At 71.8% G+C, this 16,012-nt stretch carries 18 protein-coding genes; 10 read left to right on the forward strand and 8 right to left on the reverse strand.

The features are described from left to right. Positions 1 to 56 precede the first annotated feature (56 nt). The 3 genes from FCG67_RS11945 to FCG67_RS11955 all read right to left on the reverse strand — a co-directional run bounded on the left by FCG67_RS11945 (position 57) and on the right by FCG67_RS11955 (position 2,852). A complete protein-coding gene (locus tag FCG67_RS11945; RefSeq protein WP_136910022.1) occupies positions 57 to 1,022 on the reverse strand; it encodes a carbohydrate kinase family protein in 966 nt (321 codons plus the stop codon). A gap of 217 nt (positions 1,023 to 1,239) precedes the next feature. Continuing rightward, positions 1,240 to 1,608 carry a HesB/IscA family protein gene (locus tag FCG67_RS11950; protein WP_027500065.1) on the reverse strand — a complete coding sequence of 123 codons (369 nt, stop codon included), beginning with the start codon at positions 1,606 to 1,608 and terminating at the stop codon, positions 1,240 to 1,242. A gap of 167 nt (positions 1,609 to 1,775) precedes the next feature. Next, positions 1,776 to 2,852, reverse strand: coding sequence for a glycerate kinase family protein (locus FCG67_RS11955; RefSeq protein ID WP_136910023.1), 1,077 nt, complete (start codon positions 2,850 to 2,852; stop codon positions 1,776 to 1,778). Positions 2,853 to 2,967: 115 nt separating this feature from the next. Between FCG67_RS11955 and FCG67_RS11960 the strand changes: the two genes are divergently transcribed. Continuing rightward, the gene (locus FCG67_RS11960) at positions 2,968 to 3,627 is read left to right on the forward strand and encodes a DUF3043 domain-containing protein (protein ID WP_097212133.1); all 660 of its coding nucleotides are present in this window, start codon (positions 2,968 to 2,970) and stop codon (positions 3,625 to 3,627) included. Positions 3,628 to 3,637: 10 nt separating this feature from the next. Here FCG67_RS11960 and FCG67_RS11965 read toward each other — a convergent pair whose 3' ends face one another. Further along, positions 3,638 to 3,862: a hypothetical protein gene (locus tag FCG67_RS11965; RefSeq protein WP_136910024.1), complete on the reverse strand. Its 225-nt coding sequence runs from the start codon at positions 3,860 to 3,862 to the stop codon at positions 3,638 to 3,640. Between the two features lie 84 nt (positions 3,863 to 3,946). Between FCG67_RS11965 and FCG67_RS11970 the strand changes: the two genes are divergently transcribed. From FCG67_RS11970 to FCG67_RS11985, 4 genes are read left to right on the forward strand one after another with little or no spacing between them, the layout of a single operon-like run. Beyond that, the gene (locus FCG67_RS11970; protein ID WP_097212215.1) at positions 3,947 to 4,921 is read left to right on the forward strand and encodes a GlxA family transcriptional regulator; all 975 of its coding nucleotides are present in this window, start codon (positions 3,947 to 3,949) and stop codon (positions 4,919 to 4,921) included. A 3-nt stretch (positions 4,922 to 4,924) separates the two neighbouring features. Beyond that, complete coding sequence (locus FCG67_RS11975; protein WP_281282332.1) at positions 4,925 to 5,482, forward strand: bifunctional adenosylcobinamide kinase/adenosylcobinamide-phosphate guanylyltransferase; 558 nt, start codon at positions 4,925 to 4,927, stop codon at positions 5,480 to 5,482. Positions 5,483 to 5,537: 55 nt separating this feature from the next. Then, the gene (gene cobT, locus FCG67_RS11980; protein ID WP_136910025.1) at positions 5,538 to 6,659 is read left to right on the forward strand and encodes a nicotinate-nucleotide--dimethylbenzimidazole phosphoribosyltransferase; all 1,122 of its coding nucleotides are present in this window, start codon (positions 5,538 to 5,540) and stop codon (positions 6,657 to 6,659) included. A 2-nt stretch (positions 6,660 to 6,661) separates the two neighbouring features. Continuing rightward, the gene (locus tag FCG67_RS11985) at positions 6,662 to 7,432 is read left to right on the forward strand and encodes an adenosylcobinamide-GDP ribazoletransferase (RefSeq protein ID WP_136910026.1); all 771 of its coding nucleotides are present in this window, start codon (positions 6,662 to 6,664) and stop codon (positions 7,430 to 7,432) included. Between the two features lie 6 nt (positions 7,433 to 7,438). Here the strand turns inward: FCG67_RS11985 and FCG67_RS11990 are convergent, their stop codons facing one another. Continuing rightward, positions 7,439 to 7,717, reverse strand: a complete 279-nt coding sequence (locus FCG67_RS11990; RefSeq protein ID WP_246045055.1) for a hotdog family protein — start codon at positions 7,715 to 7,717, stop codon at positions 7,439 to 7,441. Between the two features lies 1 nt (position 7,718). On the opposite strand from FCG67_RS11990, the gene FCG67_RS25360 reads away from it, so the two are divergent. Next, on the forward strand, positions 7,719 to 7,889 hold the full coding sequence (locus FCG67_RS25360; protein WP_246045062.1) for an LmrA/YxaF family transcription factor: 171 nt from the start codon (positions 7,719 to 7,721) through the stop codon (positions 7,887 to 7,889). Between the two features lie 54 nt (positions 7,890 to 7,943). On the opposite strand, the gene FCG67_RS11995 is transcribed toward FCG67_RS25360, so the two are convergent. After that, the gene (locus FCG67_RS11995) at positions 7,944 to 9,047 is read right to left on the reverse strand and encodes a branched-chain amino acid aminotransferase (protein WP_136910028.1); all 1,104 of its coding nucleotides are present in this window, start codon (positions 9,045 to 9,047) and stop codon (positions 7,944 to 7,946) included. 32 nt (positions 9,048 to 9,079) lie between these two features. Beyond that, positions 9,080 to 10,180, reverse strand: coding sequence for a glycine cleavage system aminomethyltransferase GcvT (gcvT, locus tag FCG67_RS12000; protein ID WP_136910029.1), 1,101 nt, complete (start codon positions 10,178 to 10,180; stop codon positions 9,080 to 9,082). A gap of 83 nt (positions 10,181 to 10,263) precedes the next feature. Here gcvT and FCG67_RS12005 point away from each other — a divergent pair, with 83 nt between their 5' ends. After that, the gene (locus FCG67_RS12005; protein WP_136910030.1) at positions 10,264 to 11,778 is read left to right on the forward strand and encodes a leucyl aminopeptidase; all 1,515 of its coding nucleotides are present in this window, start codon (positions 10,264 to 10,266) and stop codon (positions 11,776 to 11,778) included. Positions 11,779 to 11,839: 61 nt separating this feature from the next. On the opposite strand, the gene FCG67_RS12010 is transcribed toward FCG67_RS12005, so the two are convergent. Further along, positions 11,840 to 12,178 (reverse strand): oxidoreductase, encoded by a 339-nt coding sequence (locus FCG67_RS12010; RefSeq protein ID WP_136910031.1) that lies wholly within the window; start codon positions 12,176 to 12,178, stop codon positions 11,840 to 11,842. A 255-nt stretch (positions 12,179 to 12,433) separates the two neighbouring features. Between FCG67_RS12010 and sucB the strand changes: the two genes are divergently transcribed. From sucB to lipB, 3 genes are all read left to right on the forward strand, one after another. Beyond that, positions 12,434 to 14,158, forward strand: a complete 1,725-nt coding sequence (sucB, locus tag FCG67_RS12015; RefSeq protein WP_136910032.1) for a 2-oxoglutarate dehydrogenase, E2 component, dihydrolipoamide succinyltransferase — start codon at positions 12,434 to 12,436, stop codon at positions 14,156 to 14,158. A gap of 90 nt (positions 14,159 to 14,248) precedes the next feature. Next, positions 14,249 to 15,139: a TIGR01777 family oxidoreductase gene (locus FCG67_RS12020; protein ID WP_136910033.1), complete on the forward strand. Its 891-nt coding sequence runs from the start codon at positions 14,249 to 14,251 to the stop codon at positions 15,137 to 15,139. A 58-nt stretch (positions 15,140 to 15,197) separates the two neighbouring features. Continuing rightward, positions 15,198 to 15,962 carry a lipoyl(octanoyl) transferase LipB gene (lipB, locus tag FCG67_RS12025; RefSeq protein WP_136910034.1) on the forward strand — a complete coding sequence of 255 codons (765 nt, stop codon included), beginning with the start codon at positions 15,198 to 15,200 and terminating at the stop codon, positions 15,960 to 15,962. The last annotated feature ends 50 nt before the right edge of the window (positions 15,963 to 16,012 follow it).

A 16,012-nucleotide genomic window follows, 5' to 3' on the forward strand; every position in this document is an offset into this window, starting at 1 on the left:
GCGCGGTTGACGAGTCCTGAGACTCGTCAACCGCGCACGGGCGGCGTAGCCGCCTGCTACTTCAGCAGGGCGCCGATCTCGTCCGCTGCGTCGGTGCCGTAGGCCTCGGCCAGGCGCTTGACGGCGTCGTCGCGGTCCAGGGTCCATTCCTGGGTGCCGGTGGTCTCGAGCACCAGCACCGCCACCAGCGAGCCGAGCTGAGCGGACCGCTCGAGGCCGAGGCCGGCGCTCTGTCCGACCAGGAATCCGGCACGGAAGGCGTCGCCGACGCCGGTGGGATCCACCTTCGCCTTCTCGGGCACGACGCCGACGCGGACGAAGTTGCCCTCACGGTCCACCATCTCGACGCCCTTGGCGCCGAGCGTGGTGACCCGCAGTCCCACCTGCTCCGCGACCTCGGACTCGGTGAGCTCGGTCTTCTGCAGCAGCAGGCCCCACTCGTACTCGTTGGTGAACAGGTACTTCGCGCCGCCGATCAGTTCCTTCGCCTCCGCTCCGGACAGCCGGGCGAGCTGCTGCGAGGGGTCGGCCGCGAACGGCAGCCCCAGCTCGCGGCACTGCTCGGTGTGCCGGATCATCGCCGCGGGGTCGTTCGCGCCGATCAGGACCAGATCGACGCCCTCGGCCAGGCCCTCGAGGGAGATCTCCCTTGCCTCGCTCATGGCGCCGGGGTAGAACGACGCGATCTGCGCCATGTCCTCATCGGTGGTGCACACGAAGCGCGCGGTGTGGGCGGTCTCGGAGACATGCACGGAGTCGCAGTCGACACCGGCGGACTCGAGCCAGGCGCGGTATTCCGCGAAGTCGGCGCCGACCGCGCCGACGAGCAGCGGGGTGCCACCGAGCACGCCCATGGCGTACGCGATGTTGCCGCCGACGCCGCCGCGACGCACCACCAGGTCGTCGACCAGGAAGCTCAGCGAGATGTGGCTGAGCTGGTCGGCGAGGAGCTGGTCGGCGAAGCGCCCGGGGAACCGCATCAGATGATCGGTGGCGATGGAGCCGGTGACCGCAATTGTCACGCGCAGAGACCTCTCAGTAGTTCGTCGATACCGCGGCCATGTCCGTCGGCCGCGGCACTAATGTGCCGCAAAACTGCCACGGTACCGGCACGTCGCCGCCGCGGCGACCAGAGCGCCTTGGCGGGTACCCCCCGATACGACTCTGACGCGGGCCCACGTGGGGCACCGCGTCAGAGGTGTCGACGGACTCACGCGACGCGGACGTCGCGGGGTCGGATCAGTTGAACGAGTCTCCACAGGCGCAGGAGCCGGTGGCGTTCGGGTTGTCGATCGTGAAGCCCTGCTTCTCGATGGTGTCGACGAAGTCGATCGAGGCGCCCTCGACGTACGGCGCGCTCATCCGGTCGACCGCGAGGCTGACGCCACCGAAGTCGACGACCAGGTCACCGTCGAGGTTCCGGTCGTCGAAGAAGAGCTGGTAACGCAGTCCGGCGCAGCCGCCCGGCTGCACGGCGATGCGCAGCGCGAGGTCGTCGCGACCTTCCTGGTCGAGCAGCGCCTTGGCCTTCGACGCGGCGGCGTCGGTCATGGTGACCTTGTGCGCCTCCGTCTCGACCGGAGCTGTCGTCTCGTTCTGCACAGTCATGGGCTCTCCCTGTTCGCTCGTACCAAACCCGTGAACGCTTCAACGGTACTCTGCCGTGCAGTATTCCTGACGGGGCCGACGACGATGACGGCGCCGTCGACATTGTTCCGGGTCGGACTGCCTCCAGTGTGCCGCGCCGCGCCCCTACCGCGCCACCAGCGGCCGAGTCATCGCCCATCCGGCGGCCACTGCCGGGCCACCTTCTCGGCGAGTGCGCGCAGCTGACCAGCCGCATCGGACATCGCCAGGCGCACCGAGCCGGCGTGGTCGGTCACCGAGTACACCGCGCGCAGGCCCGCGGCCTCGGCCTCGCCCGCATCGAGCTGCACCTGACCCGCGATCACCACGGTCGGCACCCCGTGTCCGGCGGCCGCCCCGGCGAGGGCGATCACCACCTTGCCGCGCAGCGACTGGTGGTCGAACCGCCCCTCCCCGGTGAGCACCAGGTCGGCGGACGCCAGCAGCGACTCCTGCCCGGTGTGGGTGGCGACCACCGCGGCACCCGACTCCCTCGTCGCCCCGAGCGCCAGCAGCGCCGCCCCGATCCCGCCCGCCGCGCCAGCCCCCTCGTCGTCGGCCACCCGTTTCCCGGCGGCCGACTCCAGCACCAGCGACCACTCGGCGTTGCGTCGCTCCAGCAGCTCGACGGCCGCGACATCCGCACCCTTCTGCGGCCCGAACACCGTGGCGGCGCCGTGCTCGCCGAGCAGCGGGTTCCGCACGTCGGTTGCGGCGATCAGCCGGATCCCCGCCAGCCGCTCCCGCGCGGACGCGACTGCCGCGCGGTCGGTCCCGCCTCCGAGAGCCTCGACCAGTCCCCTGCCGCCGTCGGTGCAGCCGCTGCCGCCGAGCCCGACCACCACCGTGGTTGCGCCCGCGCGCACGGCCGCGGCGATCAGCTGCCCGACGCCGCGGCTGTGCGCGGCGACCGCGGTGCTCGGATCCGGCGGCCCGCCCAGCAACGCCAGTCCACACGCCTGTGCCGATTCGAGGTAGGCGGTGTCACCCGCGGCCAGCCAGCGCGCCCGCACCCGCTCATCGAGCGGGCCGTCGACGGTCACGGCGATCGGCTCGCCGATCCGGGCGGCGAGCACGTCGACGAATCCGGGTCCGCCGTCCGACTGCGGCGCCAGGGCCAGCTCGTCGTCGGGCCTGCCCGCGGACCAGCCGGCCGCCATTGCCGCGGCGGCCTGTACCGCGGTGAGGGTGTCTCCGAACGAATCCGGCGCGATCAGCACTCGCATCGGCCGAGTGTAGGACCGGTGGCGCCGCCCGGCAGCGCGGCGCGGGGCGACCCCGTGTCCATCCCGACGGGACGGGCGCGAATCGATGCACGCCCATGGCAAGTAACCTGAAGGGGTGAAGCTGCTGCGCCGAGGAAACTCCGACACCCCCGACAACGGCGACCATGAGGTCGTCGAGTCGACCGCGGTCGAACTGACCTCCCCCACGTCCGAGACCGAGGGCAAGGGCAGGCCGACCCCGAAGCGCCGCGAGGCCGAGAGCAAGCGACGCGGCCCGGTCGCGCCCGCACCGCTGACCGCAAAGGAAGCGCGGGCTCGACGCAAGCAGACCCAGGGCAGCAAGGAGGAGCGCAAGCAGGCCTCCGCGGAGCGCCGGGCGACCGCCGCCGATCGACGCGCCCGGATGCTCGCGGGTGAGGACAAGTACCTGCTGCCGCGCGACAAGGGCCCAGTGCGCGCCTACGTCCGCGACCTCGTCGACTCCCGCAGGCACCTGGTCGGGCTGTTCATGCCGCTGGCGCTGCTGCTGATCATGGCGATGTTCCTGAGCCCCGCGATCCAGTCGATCGTGACGCTGGGCATGTTGGTGCTGATGTTGTTCATGCTGGCCGAGGGGTACATCATGGGCCGCACCATCAATCGGCAGGTCCGCGAGAGGTTCCCCGACACCATGGACGGTGGCCTGAAGCTGGGCTGGTACGCGTTCGTCCGGGCCTCGCAGATCCGGAAGATGCGGGCGCCGCAGCCCCGGGTCTCCCCTGGCGACGCCGTCTAGTCGGCACCCCTCAGCTGTGCGGCGCCCGGTGCCGCACGGCCTGGAGGTCGGCGAACATCCGTTCGGCGTCCCGATCGACGACGTTCACCGAACCCGAGGCGGGGTCGGGCCGAAAGTGGTTGAACCGGTATCCCCGGATGCCGGAGGGTTCCCCGTCCCGGCCGCGCCGGGTGACCGCCACGAAGACTCCCTGTAGCGCGATCATCAGCAGGACGAGCGCAATGAATGTGGTCATGGCTGTAATTTTGCGGCCATAGATTTGGCGCCAACAGTGGCAGCAATGACATAGTTCGTCAATATCGCGCCATATACTGTTTTCATGCTGTCCTCGGTCGCGGTGCTCCTCGTCGACCACGCCGCCATGTTCGAGTTCGGCGTGGTCTGCGAGGTGTTCGGCGTCGACCGCACCGCGGCGGGCCTGCCCGCCTTCGACTTCCGGGTCTGCGGCCCCGAAGCGGGCGTACCCCTGACGTCCGTCACCCCCGGAATCTCCATCACCCCCGAGCGCGGACTCGACGGACTGCGCGGGGCGGACCTGGTCGCGATCCCGGCCTCCGCGACCCGCACCGACTTCCCGCCCGCCGTCGTCGCGGCGCTGCGCGAGGCCGCCGACGCGGGCGCCACCGTGCTCACGGTCTGCTCGGGCGCGTTCCTGGCAGGCGCCGCGGGGCTGCTCGACGGACGCAAGTGCACCACCCACTGGGTTCACGCGGACGAGCTGGCCCGCGCCTTTCCCACCACCACCGTCGATCCGGACGTCCTCTTCGTCGACGAGGGCAACCTCATCACCAGCGCGGGCACCGCCGCCGGGATCGACGCCTGCCTGCACCTGGTCCGGCGCGAACTCGGTAGCGCCGTCGCGAACACCATCGCGCGGCGCATGGTGGTACCGCCGCAACGGGACGGCGGCCAGCGCCAGTTCATCGAGCGGGCCGTGGTCGATTGCGCCGACGACAGCATCACCGACACCCTGCGATGGATGAGCGAGCACCTCGACGCCGCCCACAGCATCGAGAGCCTGGCGGCGAGGTCGACGATGTCGACCCGCACCTTCGCGCGGAAGTTCGCGGCCGAGACCGGGACCACCCCGGTCAAATGGCTGACGACGCAACGAGTGTTGCTGGCCCAGCAGCTCCTCGAGGAGACCGGCTACGGGCTCGAGGAGATCGCGGGGCGCTGCGGGTTCGGGTCCGGCGCGCTCCTGCGCCACCACTTCCACCGGCAGGTCGGGCTGGCTCCCGCCGACTACCGCCGACGGTTCGGCGACCGCGCCCCTGCCGTTGGTACCGTCTAGCCCGTGCCGTCCCCCGCCCCGCAGCCGCCGCTACGCACCCTCGTGCTCGGCGGGGCACGATCCGGCAAGTCCGGCCACGCCGAGGCCTTGATGGACGGATCCGCGCCGACCACCGTCCGCTACATCGCCACGGCCCGCCTCGATGCCGACGACGCCGACTGGGAGCAGCGGATCGAGGCGCATCGCAGCCGCCGACCGCAGGAGTGGACCACCGTCGAGAGCGCGACCGGCGCCGGGCTCGCCGAACTGCTGCGCACCGACGCCGCCCCGACCATGGTCGACGATCTCGGCACCTGGCTGACCGCGGAAATGGACGCGGCGCAGGCCTGGGAACTCCCGCGAGGCACTCTCACCCCGCGCATCGACGACCTGATCGACGCCGTCACGGACCATCGCGGCAGACTCGTCCTCGTCAGCCCGGAGGTGGGACTCGGCGTGATCCCCGAGACCCGGTCCGGCCGACTGTTCCGAGACGAGATCGGCTCCCTCAACGCGAGGATGGCCCAGGTCTGCGACGAGGTGCTCCTCGTGGTTGCCGGGCTGGCGACCAGACTCAAGTGACGCCTATTTCAAGTGACACGTTAAAGCGGTACCGCGCTGAAGTGAGAGGTCAACTGTGACAACCGAATCGGGCATCCCATCCGAGGCGGCCTTCGAGGCCGTCACGCCCCCGGACCCGGCCGTCGCGGCCGAGGCCGACGCCCGCCAGCAGCAGCTGACCAAGCCCGCCGGCTCGCTCGGCCGGCTCGAGGCGCTCGGCGGATGGGCGGCGGCCTGCCAGGGCCAGTGCCCGCCCCGGGTGTTCGCGCGCCCCCGGGTTGTCGTCTTCGCGGGCGATCACGGCGTGACCGCACACGGCGTGTCCGCGTACCCCGCCGAGGTGACAGCGCAGATGGTGGCCAACTTCCAGGCGGGCGGCGCGGCCGTGAACGCGCTCGCCGCCACCACGGGGGCGGGGGTACGGGTGGTCGACATCGCCGTCGCGACCGACACCGACCCCACCGTCTCCACGCACAAGGTCCGGCGATCGAGCGGCTCCATCGACCGCGAGGACGCGCTCAGCGAGTCGGAGACGCTGCAGGCCATCGCGGCGGGGCGGGCGATCGCCGACGAGGAGATCGACAGCGGCGCCGATCTGCTCATCGCGGGCGAGATGGGCATCGGCAACACCACCCCCGCGACGGTGCTGATCGCCGCGCTGACCAACACCGAGCCGGTCGCCGCGGTCGGGCGTGGCACCGGCGTCGACGACGCCGGCTGGAGCCGCAAAACCGCCGCCATCCGCGACGCGATGCGCCGGGTCCGGCCCGTCACCGCCGACCCGGTGGCGCTGCTGCGCGTTGGCGCGGGAGCGGACCTGGCGGCGATGGCCGGGTTCCTGGCCCAGGCCGCGCTGCGTCGGACCCCCGTCATCCTCGACGGCGTCGTGGTGACGGCCGCCGCCATGGTCGCGGAGGACCTCGCTCCCGGCGCCCGCGAGTGGTGGGTCGCCGGGCACCGCTCCACCGAGCCGGCGCACACGATCGCGCTCAAGCACCTGCGGCTCGACCCGATCCTCGAACTCGGCATGCGGCTCGGCGAGGGGTCCGGTGCGCTGGTGGCGCTGCCCGTGCTGCAGTCCGCGGTCGCCACCCTGGCCGACATGGCGACGTTCGCCGATGCGGGGGTGAGCACCGAATCCGGTGAGCAGGCAACCGATTCCGAGGCCGACGACGAGACCGAAGCCGAGGCGCGCTGACGGTGAGCAACGCGCTCGGCGGGGTCCGGCTCGCACTGTCCTGGCTGACCGTGCTGCCCGCGCGCCACGATCCCGATGCCCCGGCGATCGACCGGGCCGCGGGCCGTCGGGCCATCGCCGCGACCCCGGTGGTCGGGATGCTGCTCGGCGCCGTCTGCGCCGGCCTGCTCTGGTTGCTGCTCGCGGCCTCGCTCGATCCTGCCCTGGCCGGGCTGGCCGCGGTGACGGCACTGGCGCTGCTCACCCGCGGCATGCACGTCGACGGGCTGGCGGACACCGTCGACGGGCTCGGCTGCTACGGCCCGCCCGAACGCGCCCTCGAGGTGATGCGCGGCGGCGGCATCGGCCCCTTCGGTGTGGTCGCCCTCATCGTCTGCATCGGCGCGCAGGCCCTCTCGTTCGGCTCGCTGGCCCAGTCCGGGCAGTGGATCGCGATCGGTGTCGCGGTGGCGGCGGGCCGGGTGGCGGTCGTGCTCGCCTGCAGGCGCGGTGTTCCCGCGGCGGGCCCGACCGGGTTCGGCGCGCTGGTCGCCGACAGCCAGGGCCGGTGGTCGTGCGCGCTGTGGTCGCTGGCGCTGACCGCGGCAGCCGTGTTCGCGGTGCCCGGCCGCTGGTGGCAGGGACCGGTCGTGGTGCTCGCGGCGCTGGCCACGACCGTGCTGCTGACCCGGCACTGCGTCCGCCGGTTCGGCGGTGTCACCGGCGACGTGCTCGGCGCGGCGGTCGAGGTGACGGTCACCGTCGTCGCCGTCGGTGCGCTGCTGGCCGGGTGAGATCGGCTACCCGGTGTAGGCGCGGGTGAGCATCTCGGCCACGCAGACCGGCTTGTCCGTGCCCTCGCGCTCGAAGGTCTGCGTCACCGCGATCTGGACACCGCCCGCGATGTCCGAGATGTCGCTCAGGACGGCCCGCATGCGCACCCGCGAACCCACGGGCAGCGGCGCAGGCAGCCGAACCCGATCGAAGCCGCAGTTGAGGGCGAATGCGAACCCGTCCAGCCCGAACATCGCGTACGAGAACCTCGGGCCGAGCGAGAGTGTGTAGTTGCCGTGGGCGATCGTGCCTCCGAAGGGAGATCGCCTCGAGGCGGACGGCTGGGCGCCCGACGAGGCCGTGCTGGCGCTCTCCGCGCTCGAGGGGGCGCCCGTCCTCGCCAGGGCGCAACAGGACCCGGCGCCACTGCACACCGCGGGTCGACTACTCGCGCGACGCCTGACACCCGGCCGCTGACCGGGTGCGGGCGCGGGCGATCACCGGACGGCGTGCGCCGTCCGCCGCCTGACCTCAGGCCAGCGTGGACATCCAGCCGTGGGTGTCCGCGAAGGTGCCGCGCTGGATCCCGGTGAGGGTGTCGCGCAGGGCCATCGTCACCTCGCCCGACTCGCCGTCGCCGATGGTGAACTCACCCGCGGCCGACTTCACCGTGCCGACCGGGGTGATCACCGCGGCCGTGCCACAGGCGAACACCTCGGTGATCTCGCCGGAAGCGGCCTTCTCGCGCCACTCGTCGGTGCTGATCTTGCGCTCCTCGACCGCGAACCCCGCATCGGCGGCCAGCGTCAGCAGCGAGTCGCGGGTGATGCCGGGCAGCAGCGCACCGGACAGCTCCGGGGTCACCAGTCGGGCGGACGAGCCGGACCCGAAGACGAAGAACAGGTTCATCCCGCCCATCTCCTCGACGTAGCAGCGCTCCTTCGCGTCGAGCCACACCACCTGGTCGCAGCCCTCGTCGGCCGCCTGCGCCTGCGCGACCAGTGAGGCCGCGTAGTTGCCTGCGAACTTGGCCGCCCCGGTGCCGCCGGGAGCCGCACGCACGTACTCGGTGGACAGCCACACGCTCACCGGCTTCACCCCGCGCGGGAAGTAGGCGCTGGCGGGCGAGGCGATCAGCAGGTAGCGGTACTCGGTGGACGGACGCACCCCGAGCCCGACCTCGGTCGAGATCATGAACGGGCGCATGTACAGCGAGTCCTCGCCGCCCGCGGCGGGCACCCAGTCCCGGTCCACCGCGAGCAACTCCGTGATCGAGGCGAGGAACAGGTCGTCGGGCAGCTCGGGCATCGCGATGCGGCGGGCCGAGGCACGCAGCCGGTCCGCGTTCGCGGTCACCCGGAACGAGGCGATGGACCCGTCCTGCTGGCGGTAGGCCTTGAGCCCCTCGAAGATCGCCTGGCCGTAGTGCAGCACCATGGCCGCCGGGTCCAGCTGGAGCGGGGCGTACGGCTGCACGGTCGGGCTGTGCCACCCGCGTCCCTCGGTGTAGTCGATCGTCACCATGTGATCGGTGAAGTACTTCCCGAACCCGGGAGCAGCCAGCACCCGATCGCGCTCCGCGGAGGTGGCGGGCGAGGGGTGCGGGATGCGCGTGAAGTCGAGAACACCAGTCATGGCGGGAATCCTATCGAACCGGGTGAGGACGGTTACTTGGTGTGGACGGGGACGAACGGCGGGTTGACGACCTCGCAGCGCAACGCCCTGCCGCGCACGTCGACCTCGATCTGATCCCCCGCCCCGACACCCGAATCCGAATCGATGAGCGCCAGCGCGATCCCGACCTTCAGGGTCGGCGAGAAGGTGCCCGAGGTGGTCTCCCCGATCGGGGCGCCGTCACGCATGACGGTCTGGCCCTGACGCAGCACGCCACGGTCGAGCGCCTTGATGCCCCACATCTTGCGGGCCGGTCCGGCCTCCTTCTCGGCGACCAGCGCGACGCGGCCCCAGAACTCCGGCTTCTTCCACCCGATCGCCCAGCCGCAGCGCGCCTGCAGCGGCGAGATCTCCGTCGACAGTTCGTGACCGTGCAGCGGGTAGCCCGCCTCGGTGCGAAGGGTGTCGCGGGCACCCAGCCCGGCGACCTCGCCGCCGGCGGCACGGACCTCGGCGACGAGCGCGCGGAACACCTTCTCGCAGTCGTCCCACGCGGGCAGCAGCTCGTAGCCGTGTTCACCGGTGTACCCGGTGCGGCACACCCGGACGGTGACTCCCCCGAAGGTGGCGTCGACGAAGGACATGTACTCCATGTCGGACGGAAGCCCCAGCGCGGCAAGGATTTCCGCGGACTTCGGGCCCTGCACGGCGAGCACGCCGAACTCGCGATGCTGGTCCGTCACCGTGATCCCGGCGGGCACCTTGGCGGCCAGCTCGGCGACGACGGCAGCGGTGTTGGCCGCGTTCGGGACGAGGAAGACCTCCTCGTCGCTGACGTAGTAGGCGATCAGGTCGTCGGTGACGCCGCCCGTCTCGGTGGCGCACAGGGTGTACTGCGCCTGGCCGGGCCCGATCTTGCCCAGATCGTTGGTCAGGGAGGCGTTCACGAACTCGGCCGCGCCCGGGCCCGCGACCAGCGCCTTGCCCAGGTGGCTGACGTCGAAGACGCCGACGGTCTCGCGGACCGCGGTGTGCTCGGCCACCACACCCGCGTAGGAAACCGGCATCTCCCAGCCGCCGAACGGGGCGAAGGTGGCACCCAGTTCGGCGTGCACCGCGCGGAGGGGGCCCTGCAAGAGTTCAGCGTCGCTCATGGGCGAACACGCTAGCCGACCGGGGCATCGCCCCCGCACTAGAGTTGGCCCGCAGTTGTTCACCAACAGATCAGGAGATCGAAGTGAGTGCCGCCAAGCCCCCCACCGCGCCCCTCGGCCCCGAGCTCGCGCTGGCCGGATCCGTCGCCGAGTCGGTGGAGGTCCTCGTCATCGGCCTCACCAAGGGCGCCGAGGGCCCGGAGGCCTCGGTCGGCGATGCGCTCGACGACGCGACCGCCGAGGCGGTGCTGGCCGGGCTGGTCGCGGTCGGCGCCACCGGCAAGGCGGAGGAACTGACCCGGATCCCGGCGCCCGCGGGCTCGGGCGTCGCGAGCATCCTCGCGGTGGGGCTCGGCGACCCCGACGACGTGGACGCGCAGCGGATCCGCGAGTGCGCGGGCGTCGCGGCCCGCGCACTGGCCGGGACCACCGTCGCGGCCACCACGCTGTCCGTCCTCGACCTCGGCGCGGCCGCGGAGGGCTTCTACCTCGGCGCCTACACCTTCACCCGGTTCAAGTCGGCCAAGTCGGCGCCGAAGGACAACGGGAAGCCGATCACCCGCGTGGAGTTGCTCGTCGAGGAGCCCGGCGACCAGGAGTCCGAGAGCACCCTCGCCCGGTCCGCCGCGATCGCCGAGGCCGTCGCCACCGCGCGTGAATTCGTGAACACCCCGCCGAGCCATCTCTTCCCGGAGGAATTCGCCGCCCGCGCCGAGGCGCTCGGTACCGCGGCCGGACTCGAGGTCGAGATCCTCGACGAGAAGGCACTCGAAAAGGGCGGCTTCGGCGGCATCCTCGGAGTCGGCAAGGGCTCCTCGCGTCAGCCGCGCCTTGTCCGGCTCACCCACAAGGGGTCCGGTGGCAAGTCCGTAGCCCTGGTCGGCAAGGGCATCACCTTCGACACCGGCGGCATCTCGATCAAGCCGGCGGCGGGCATGGAGAACATGACCTCCGACATGGGCGGCGCCGCGGCGGTCGTCGCGACGGTGGTGCTGGCCGCGAAGCTCGGCCTGAGGGTCGGCGTCGACGCCTGGGTGCCGATGGCCGAGAACATGCCGTCCAGCACCGCGCAGCGCCCCGGCGACGTGCTCACCCAGTACGGCGGCACCACGGTCGAGGTCATCAACACCGACGCCGAGGGGCGGCTGATCCTGGCCGACGCGATCGTGCGGGCCTGCGAGGAGAAGCCCGACTACCTGATCGACACCGCCACCCTGACCGGGGCGCAGATGGTGGCGCTTGGCAACCGCACGCCCGGCGTGATGGGCACCGACGAGTTCCGTGACCGCGTCGCCCGCATCTCGCAGCAGATCGGCGAGAACGCGTGGGCGATGCCGCTGCCCGGCGAGCTGCGCGCGGACCTCAACTCGAAGGTCGCCGACCTGGCCAACGTCACCAACCACCGCTGGGGCGGCATGCTCGCCGCCGCGATCTACCTCAAGGAGTTCGTCGCCGAGGGCGTGCAGTGGGCGCACATCGACGTGGCCGGTCCGGCCTACAACACCGGCGGGCCGTTCGGCTTCACGGGCAAGGGCGGAACCGGGGTCCCGGTGCGAACGATGATCAGCGTCCTCGAAGACATCGACCACCAGGGCTGACACCCCGTGAGTCCTTTCGGTCCCGCCGCGGGCCGGATGGACTCACAGGCGGCGCAGCCGCCTAGGCCTCGCGGGCGCGCTTGCGCAGGATCTTCTGCCGGGCGTCGTAATCGCGCATCCGCTGCGGATACCCGGTCTTGTGGACGTCGTACACGGGGATGTGCAGATCCTCGCCGAGGCGGCGGGCCCCGCGCACCCCGCCGACCGGGCGTCGCGTCCATTCCCCGTCGTTCGCGACCAGCACGACCGTCACCGGTGTGACGGTGGTCTGCGGCTCGACGTAGGCCTCGACCCCGGTGTGCGTGTGCACCCAGTTCGCCAGGTACTGGGCGTCGGGTCCACGCGTGCCGTGTCGGCCGGAACCCGCCCGTCCCCTCGAGAGCCTGCTGAAAAGACCCACGTCCTACCTCCTCCCACCGTGGCGCGACCGCCCGTTCTAACCAGTTTCAAGTTTGCCAGCGCTTGCTGAGAACTGAATGTGGAACATGTGACCAGGCCCTCATAGGACGGGCGAATCCGATCAATGACAGGATGGGTCCGCGAGGTTCACGGTTCGCAACACGCCCCGTGGACCCAGTACGACACGCACAATGGATTTCGACCACAAGTCGGCAAAACTCAACAACCCGAACACAACTGTCGAGGAGTCAAAAGCATGGCCTTCTCCGTCCAGATGCCAGCTCTTGGTGAGAGCGTTACCGAGGGGACTGTCACGAGGTGGCTCAAGCAGGAAGGAGATACGGTCGAAGTCGACGAGCCCCTGCTCGAGGTCTCCACTGACAAGGTCGACACCGAGATCCCTTCCCCGGTGGCAGGCGTGCTGACCAAGATCGTCGCGCACGAGGATGAGACCGTCGAGATCGGCGGAGAGCTCGCCGTGATCGGCGCGGCTGGAGAAGCCGCCGCACCCGCGCCCGCAGCCGCCCCGGAGCCCGCCGCCGCACCCGCACCGGCACCGGCCGCCCCGGAGCCCGCCGCCGCACCCGCCGCAGAGGCACCCGCCGCACCCGCGCCCGCCGCAGCGGCGTCCGGAACCCCGATCACCATGCCGGAACTCGGCGAGTCCGTGACCGAGGGCACCGTCACCCGCTGGCTCAAGGCAGTCGGCGATTCGGTCGCCGTCGACGAGCCCCTGCTCGAGGTCTCGACCGACAAGGTCGACACCGAGATCCCCTCGCCCGTCGCGGGCACGCTGCTCGAGATCAGCGCCCAGGAGGACGACACCGTCCCGGTCGGCGGCCAGCTCGCCGTCATCGGTTCGGGCGCCCCCGCCGCCGCGCCTGCCGCGCCGCCGGCTCCCCCGGCACCGGCCGCCGCGCCGCCGGCTCCCCCGGCACCGGCCCCCGCGCCGCCGGCTCCCCCGGCTCCCCCGACACCGGCACCCGCAGCACCCGCGCCGGCCGCGCCCGCTCCGGCGGCCGCACCCTCCGGTGACGGCAGCCCGTACGTGACCCCCCTGGTCCGAAAGCTGGCCACGGACAACAACGTCGACCTGTCGACGGTCACCGGCACCGGCGTCGGTGGACGGATCCGCAAGCAGGACGTGCTGGCCGCGGCCGAGGCGAAGAAGGCCCCGGCCGCCGCCCCGGCAACCGCCGCCCCCGCTGCCGCGGCCCCGGCCGCACCGGCCGCGGGCGTCCGGCCCGAGCTCGCGCACCTGCGCGGCACCACCCAGAAGGTCAACCGGATCCGCCAGATCACCGCGGTCAAGACCCGGGAGTCGCTGCAGACCACCGCGCAGCTGACCCAGACCTTCGAGGTCGACGTCACCAAGATCGTCGCCCTGCGGGCCCAGGCCAAGGCCGGGTTCGCCGAGCGCGAGGGCGTGAACCTGACCTTCCTGCCGTTCTTCGCGAAGGCCGTCGTCGAGGCACTCGGGGCACACCCGAACGTCAACGCCAGCTACAACGAGGACGCCAAGGAGATCACCTACCACGCGGCCGAGCACCTCGGCATCGCCGTGGACACCGAGCAGGGCCTGCTCTCCCCGGTGATCCACAACGCAGGCGACCTGTCGCTGGCAGGCCTGGCCCGCGCGATCGCGGACATCGCCAAGCGGGCCCGCTCCGGCGGCCTCAAGCCGGACGAGCTGGCCGGTGGCACCTTCACGGTCACCAACATCGGCAGCCAGGGCGCCCTGTTCGACACCCCGATCCTGGTGCCGCCGCAGGCCGCCATGCTCGGCACGGGCGCGATCGTCAAGCGCCCGATGGTGATCACCGACGAGAACGGCAACGAGTCCATCGGCGTCCGGTCGATGTGCTACCTGCCGCTCACCTACGATCACCGCCTGATCGACGGCGCCGACGCCGGTCGGTTCCTCACCACGATCAAGCAGCGGCTCGAGGAAGCCTCGTTCGAGGCGGACCTGGGGCTCTAGCTCGACCAGTAGATCGGCAGCACGGACACGCCCGTCGGGGGCACCATCGGATCACCGGTGGTGCCCCCGTCGGCGTCAGGAGGCAGCACGATGCGAGTGACAATCGCCGGCTCGTCCGGCTTGATCGGGTCATCCCTTGTGGCTTCGCTGCGGGCGGACGGCCACGAGATCCGGCGGCTGGTGCGGCGGCCTGCCGCGGGGCCGGACGAGTTCCGGTGGGCACCCGAGCGCGGCGAGCTGGACGAACGCGCCCTCGCCGACGCGGACGCGGTGGTGAATCTGTGCGGCACCAACTTCGGCGACACCCGGTGGAACGGCGCGTTCAAGCAGACGCTGCGGGACAGCCGGATCACCTCGACCGACGTGATCGCGCGGGCGGTCGCCGATGCCGGGGTGCCGAGGCTGCTCAACGCCAGCGCGGTCGGCTACTACGGCGACACCGGCGAGCGGGTCGTCGACGAGACCGCGGCGCCCGGGGCCGGGTTCCTGGCCGACCTGTGTCGGGACTGGGAGGCGGCGACCGTGCCCGCCAGTGAGGCCGGGGTGCGCACCGTGCTGCTACGGAGCGCGGCGGTGATCTCACCGCGGGGCGGGCTGCTGGGCCGCCTGCGTCCACTGTTCCGGTTGGGGCTCGGCGGCCGGCTCGGCACCGGGCGGCAGTACCTGTCCTGGATCTCCCTCGAGGACGAACTCGACGCCATCGCGTTCGCGCTGCGCACCGAGACGCTGAGCGGCCCGGTGAACCTCGCCGGGCCCTCGCCCGCGACCAACGCGTCCTTCACCGCCGCTCTTGGCCGCGCCCTGCACCGCCCGACGCCATGGGTGGTGCCCGGATTCGCGGTGCGCGCCGTCGTCGGCGAGATCGCGGACGAGGTCGCGCTGACCGGGCAGCGGGTCCTGCCCGCGGCACTGGAGAGTGCCGGATTCACCTTCCACCACACCACGATCGGCGAGGCCATCGACGCCGCGCTGTCGGACTGACCGCCCTCGGCCCGGACCGCGCCCAGCCGACCGACGGGCCGGGCGTAACGTGTGCCCCATGGGCACCACTTCCTCGGTTCGGTTCAGCACGGATCCCCTCGAGGTGAGGAGCCTCGGCACGCTCGACTACCTGGCGGCATGGGAGCTGCAGCGCGAACTCGTCGCCGATCGGGCCGCGGACAGCGGGCGTGACACCCTGCTGCTGCTCGAGCATCCCTCCGTCTACACCGCCGGGCGTCGCACCGCCCCGGAGGACCGGCCCACCGACGGCATCCCGGTGATCGACGTGGACCGCGGCGGCAAGATCACGTGGCACGGGCCCGGACAGCTGGTCGGCTACCCGATCGTCAAGCTCGCCGTACCGGTCGACGTCGTGAACTACGTCCGGCGGATCGAGGAGGCACTGATCTCCGTCTGCACCGACCTCGGCATCGCATGCGGACGCGTCGAGGGTCGCTCCGGTGTGTGGCTGCCCGCCTCGCTGACCGGCGGGTCCTGGCTGCCCGAGCGCAAGATCGCCGCGATCGGCGTGCGGATGCAGCGCGGGGTCGCCATGCACGGCTTCGCGATCAACTGCGACGCGGACCTCGGGGCCTTCGACGAGATCATCCCGTGCGGCATCGCCGACGCAGGCGTCACCTCGCTCTCGCGCGAACTCGGTCGGACGGTCACCGTCGCCGAGATCACCCCTGCGGTCGTCGCCGCGGTCGCGGCCGCGCTCGACGGCGAACTCCGGGTCACCGAGCACGACATCGAGCGCATCACCTTCGACGAGGCGGCCGCGGCCGAGCCGACCCGCTTCACCACGCACCGGTTCGCCTGACGCCCATCGCCTGCGCCTCTCCCGGTCGATCGACGTCCTCGCGCCGGGCG

This window comes from Rhodococcus oryzae, from assembly GCF_005049235.1.
Lineage (GTDB): Bacteria > Actinomycetota > Actinomycetes > Mycobacteriales > Mycobacteriaceae > Rhodococcus_G > Rhodococcus_G oryzae.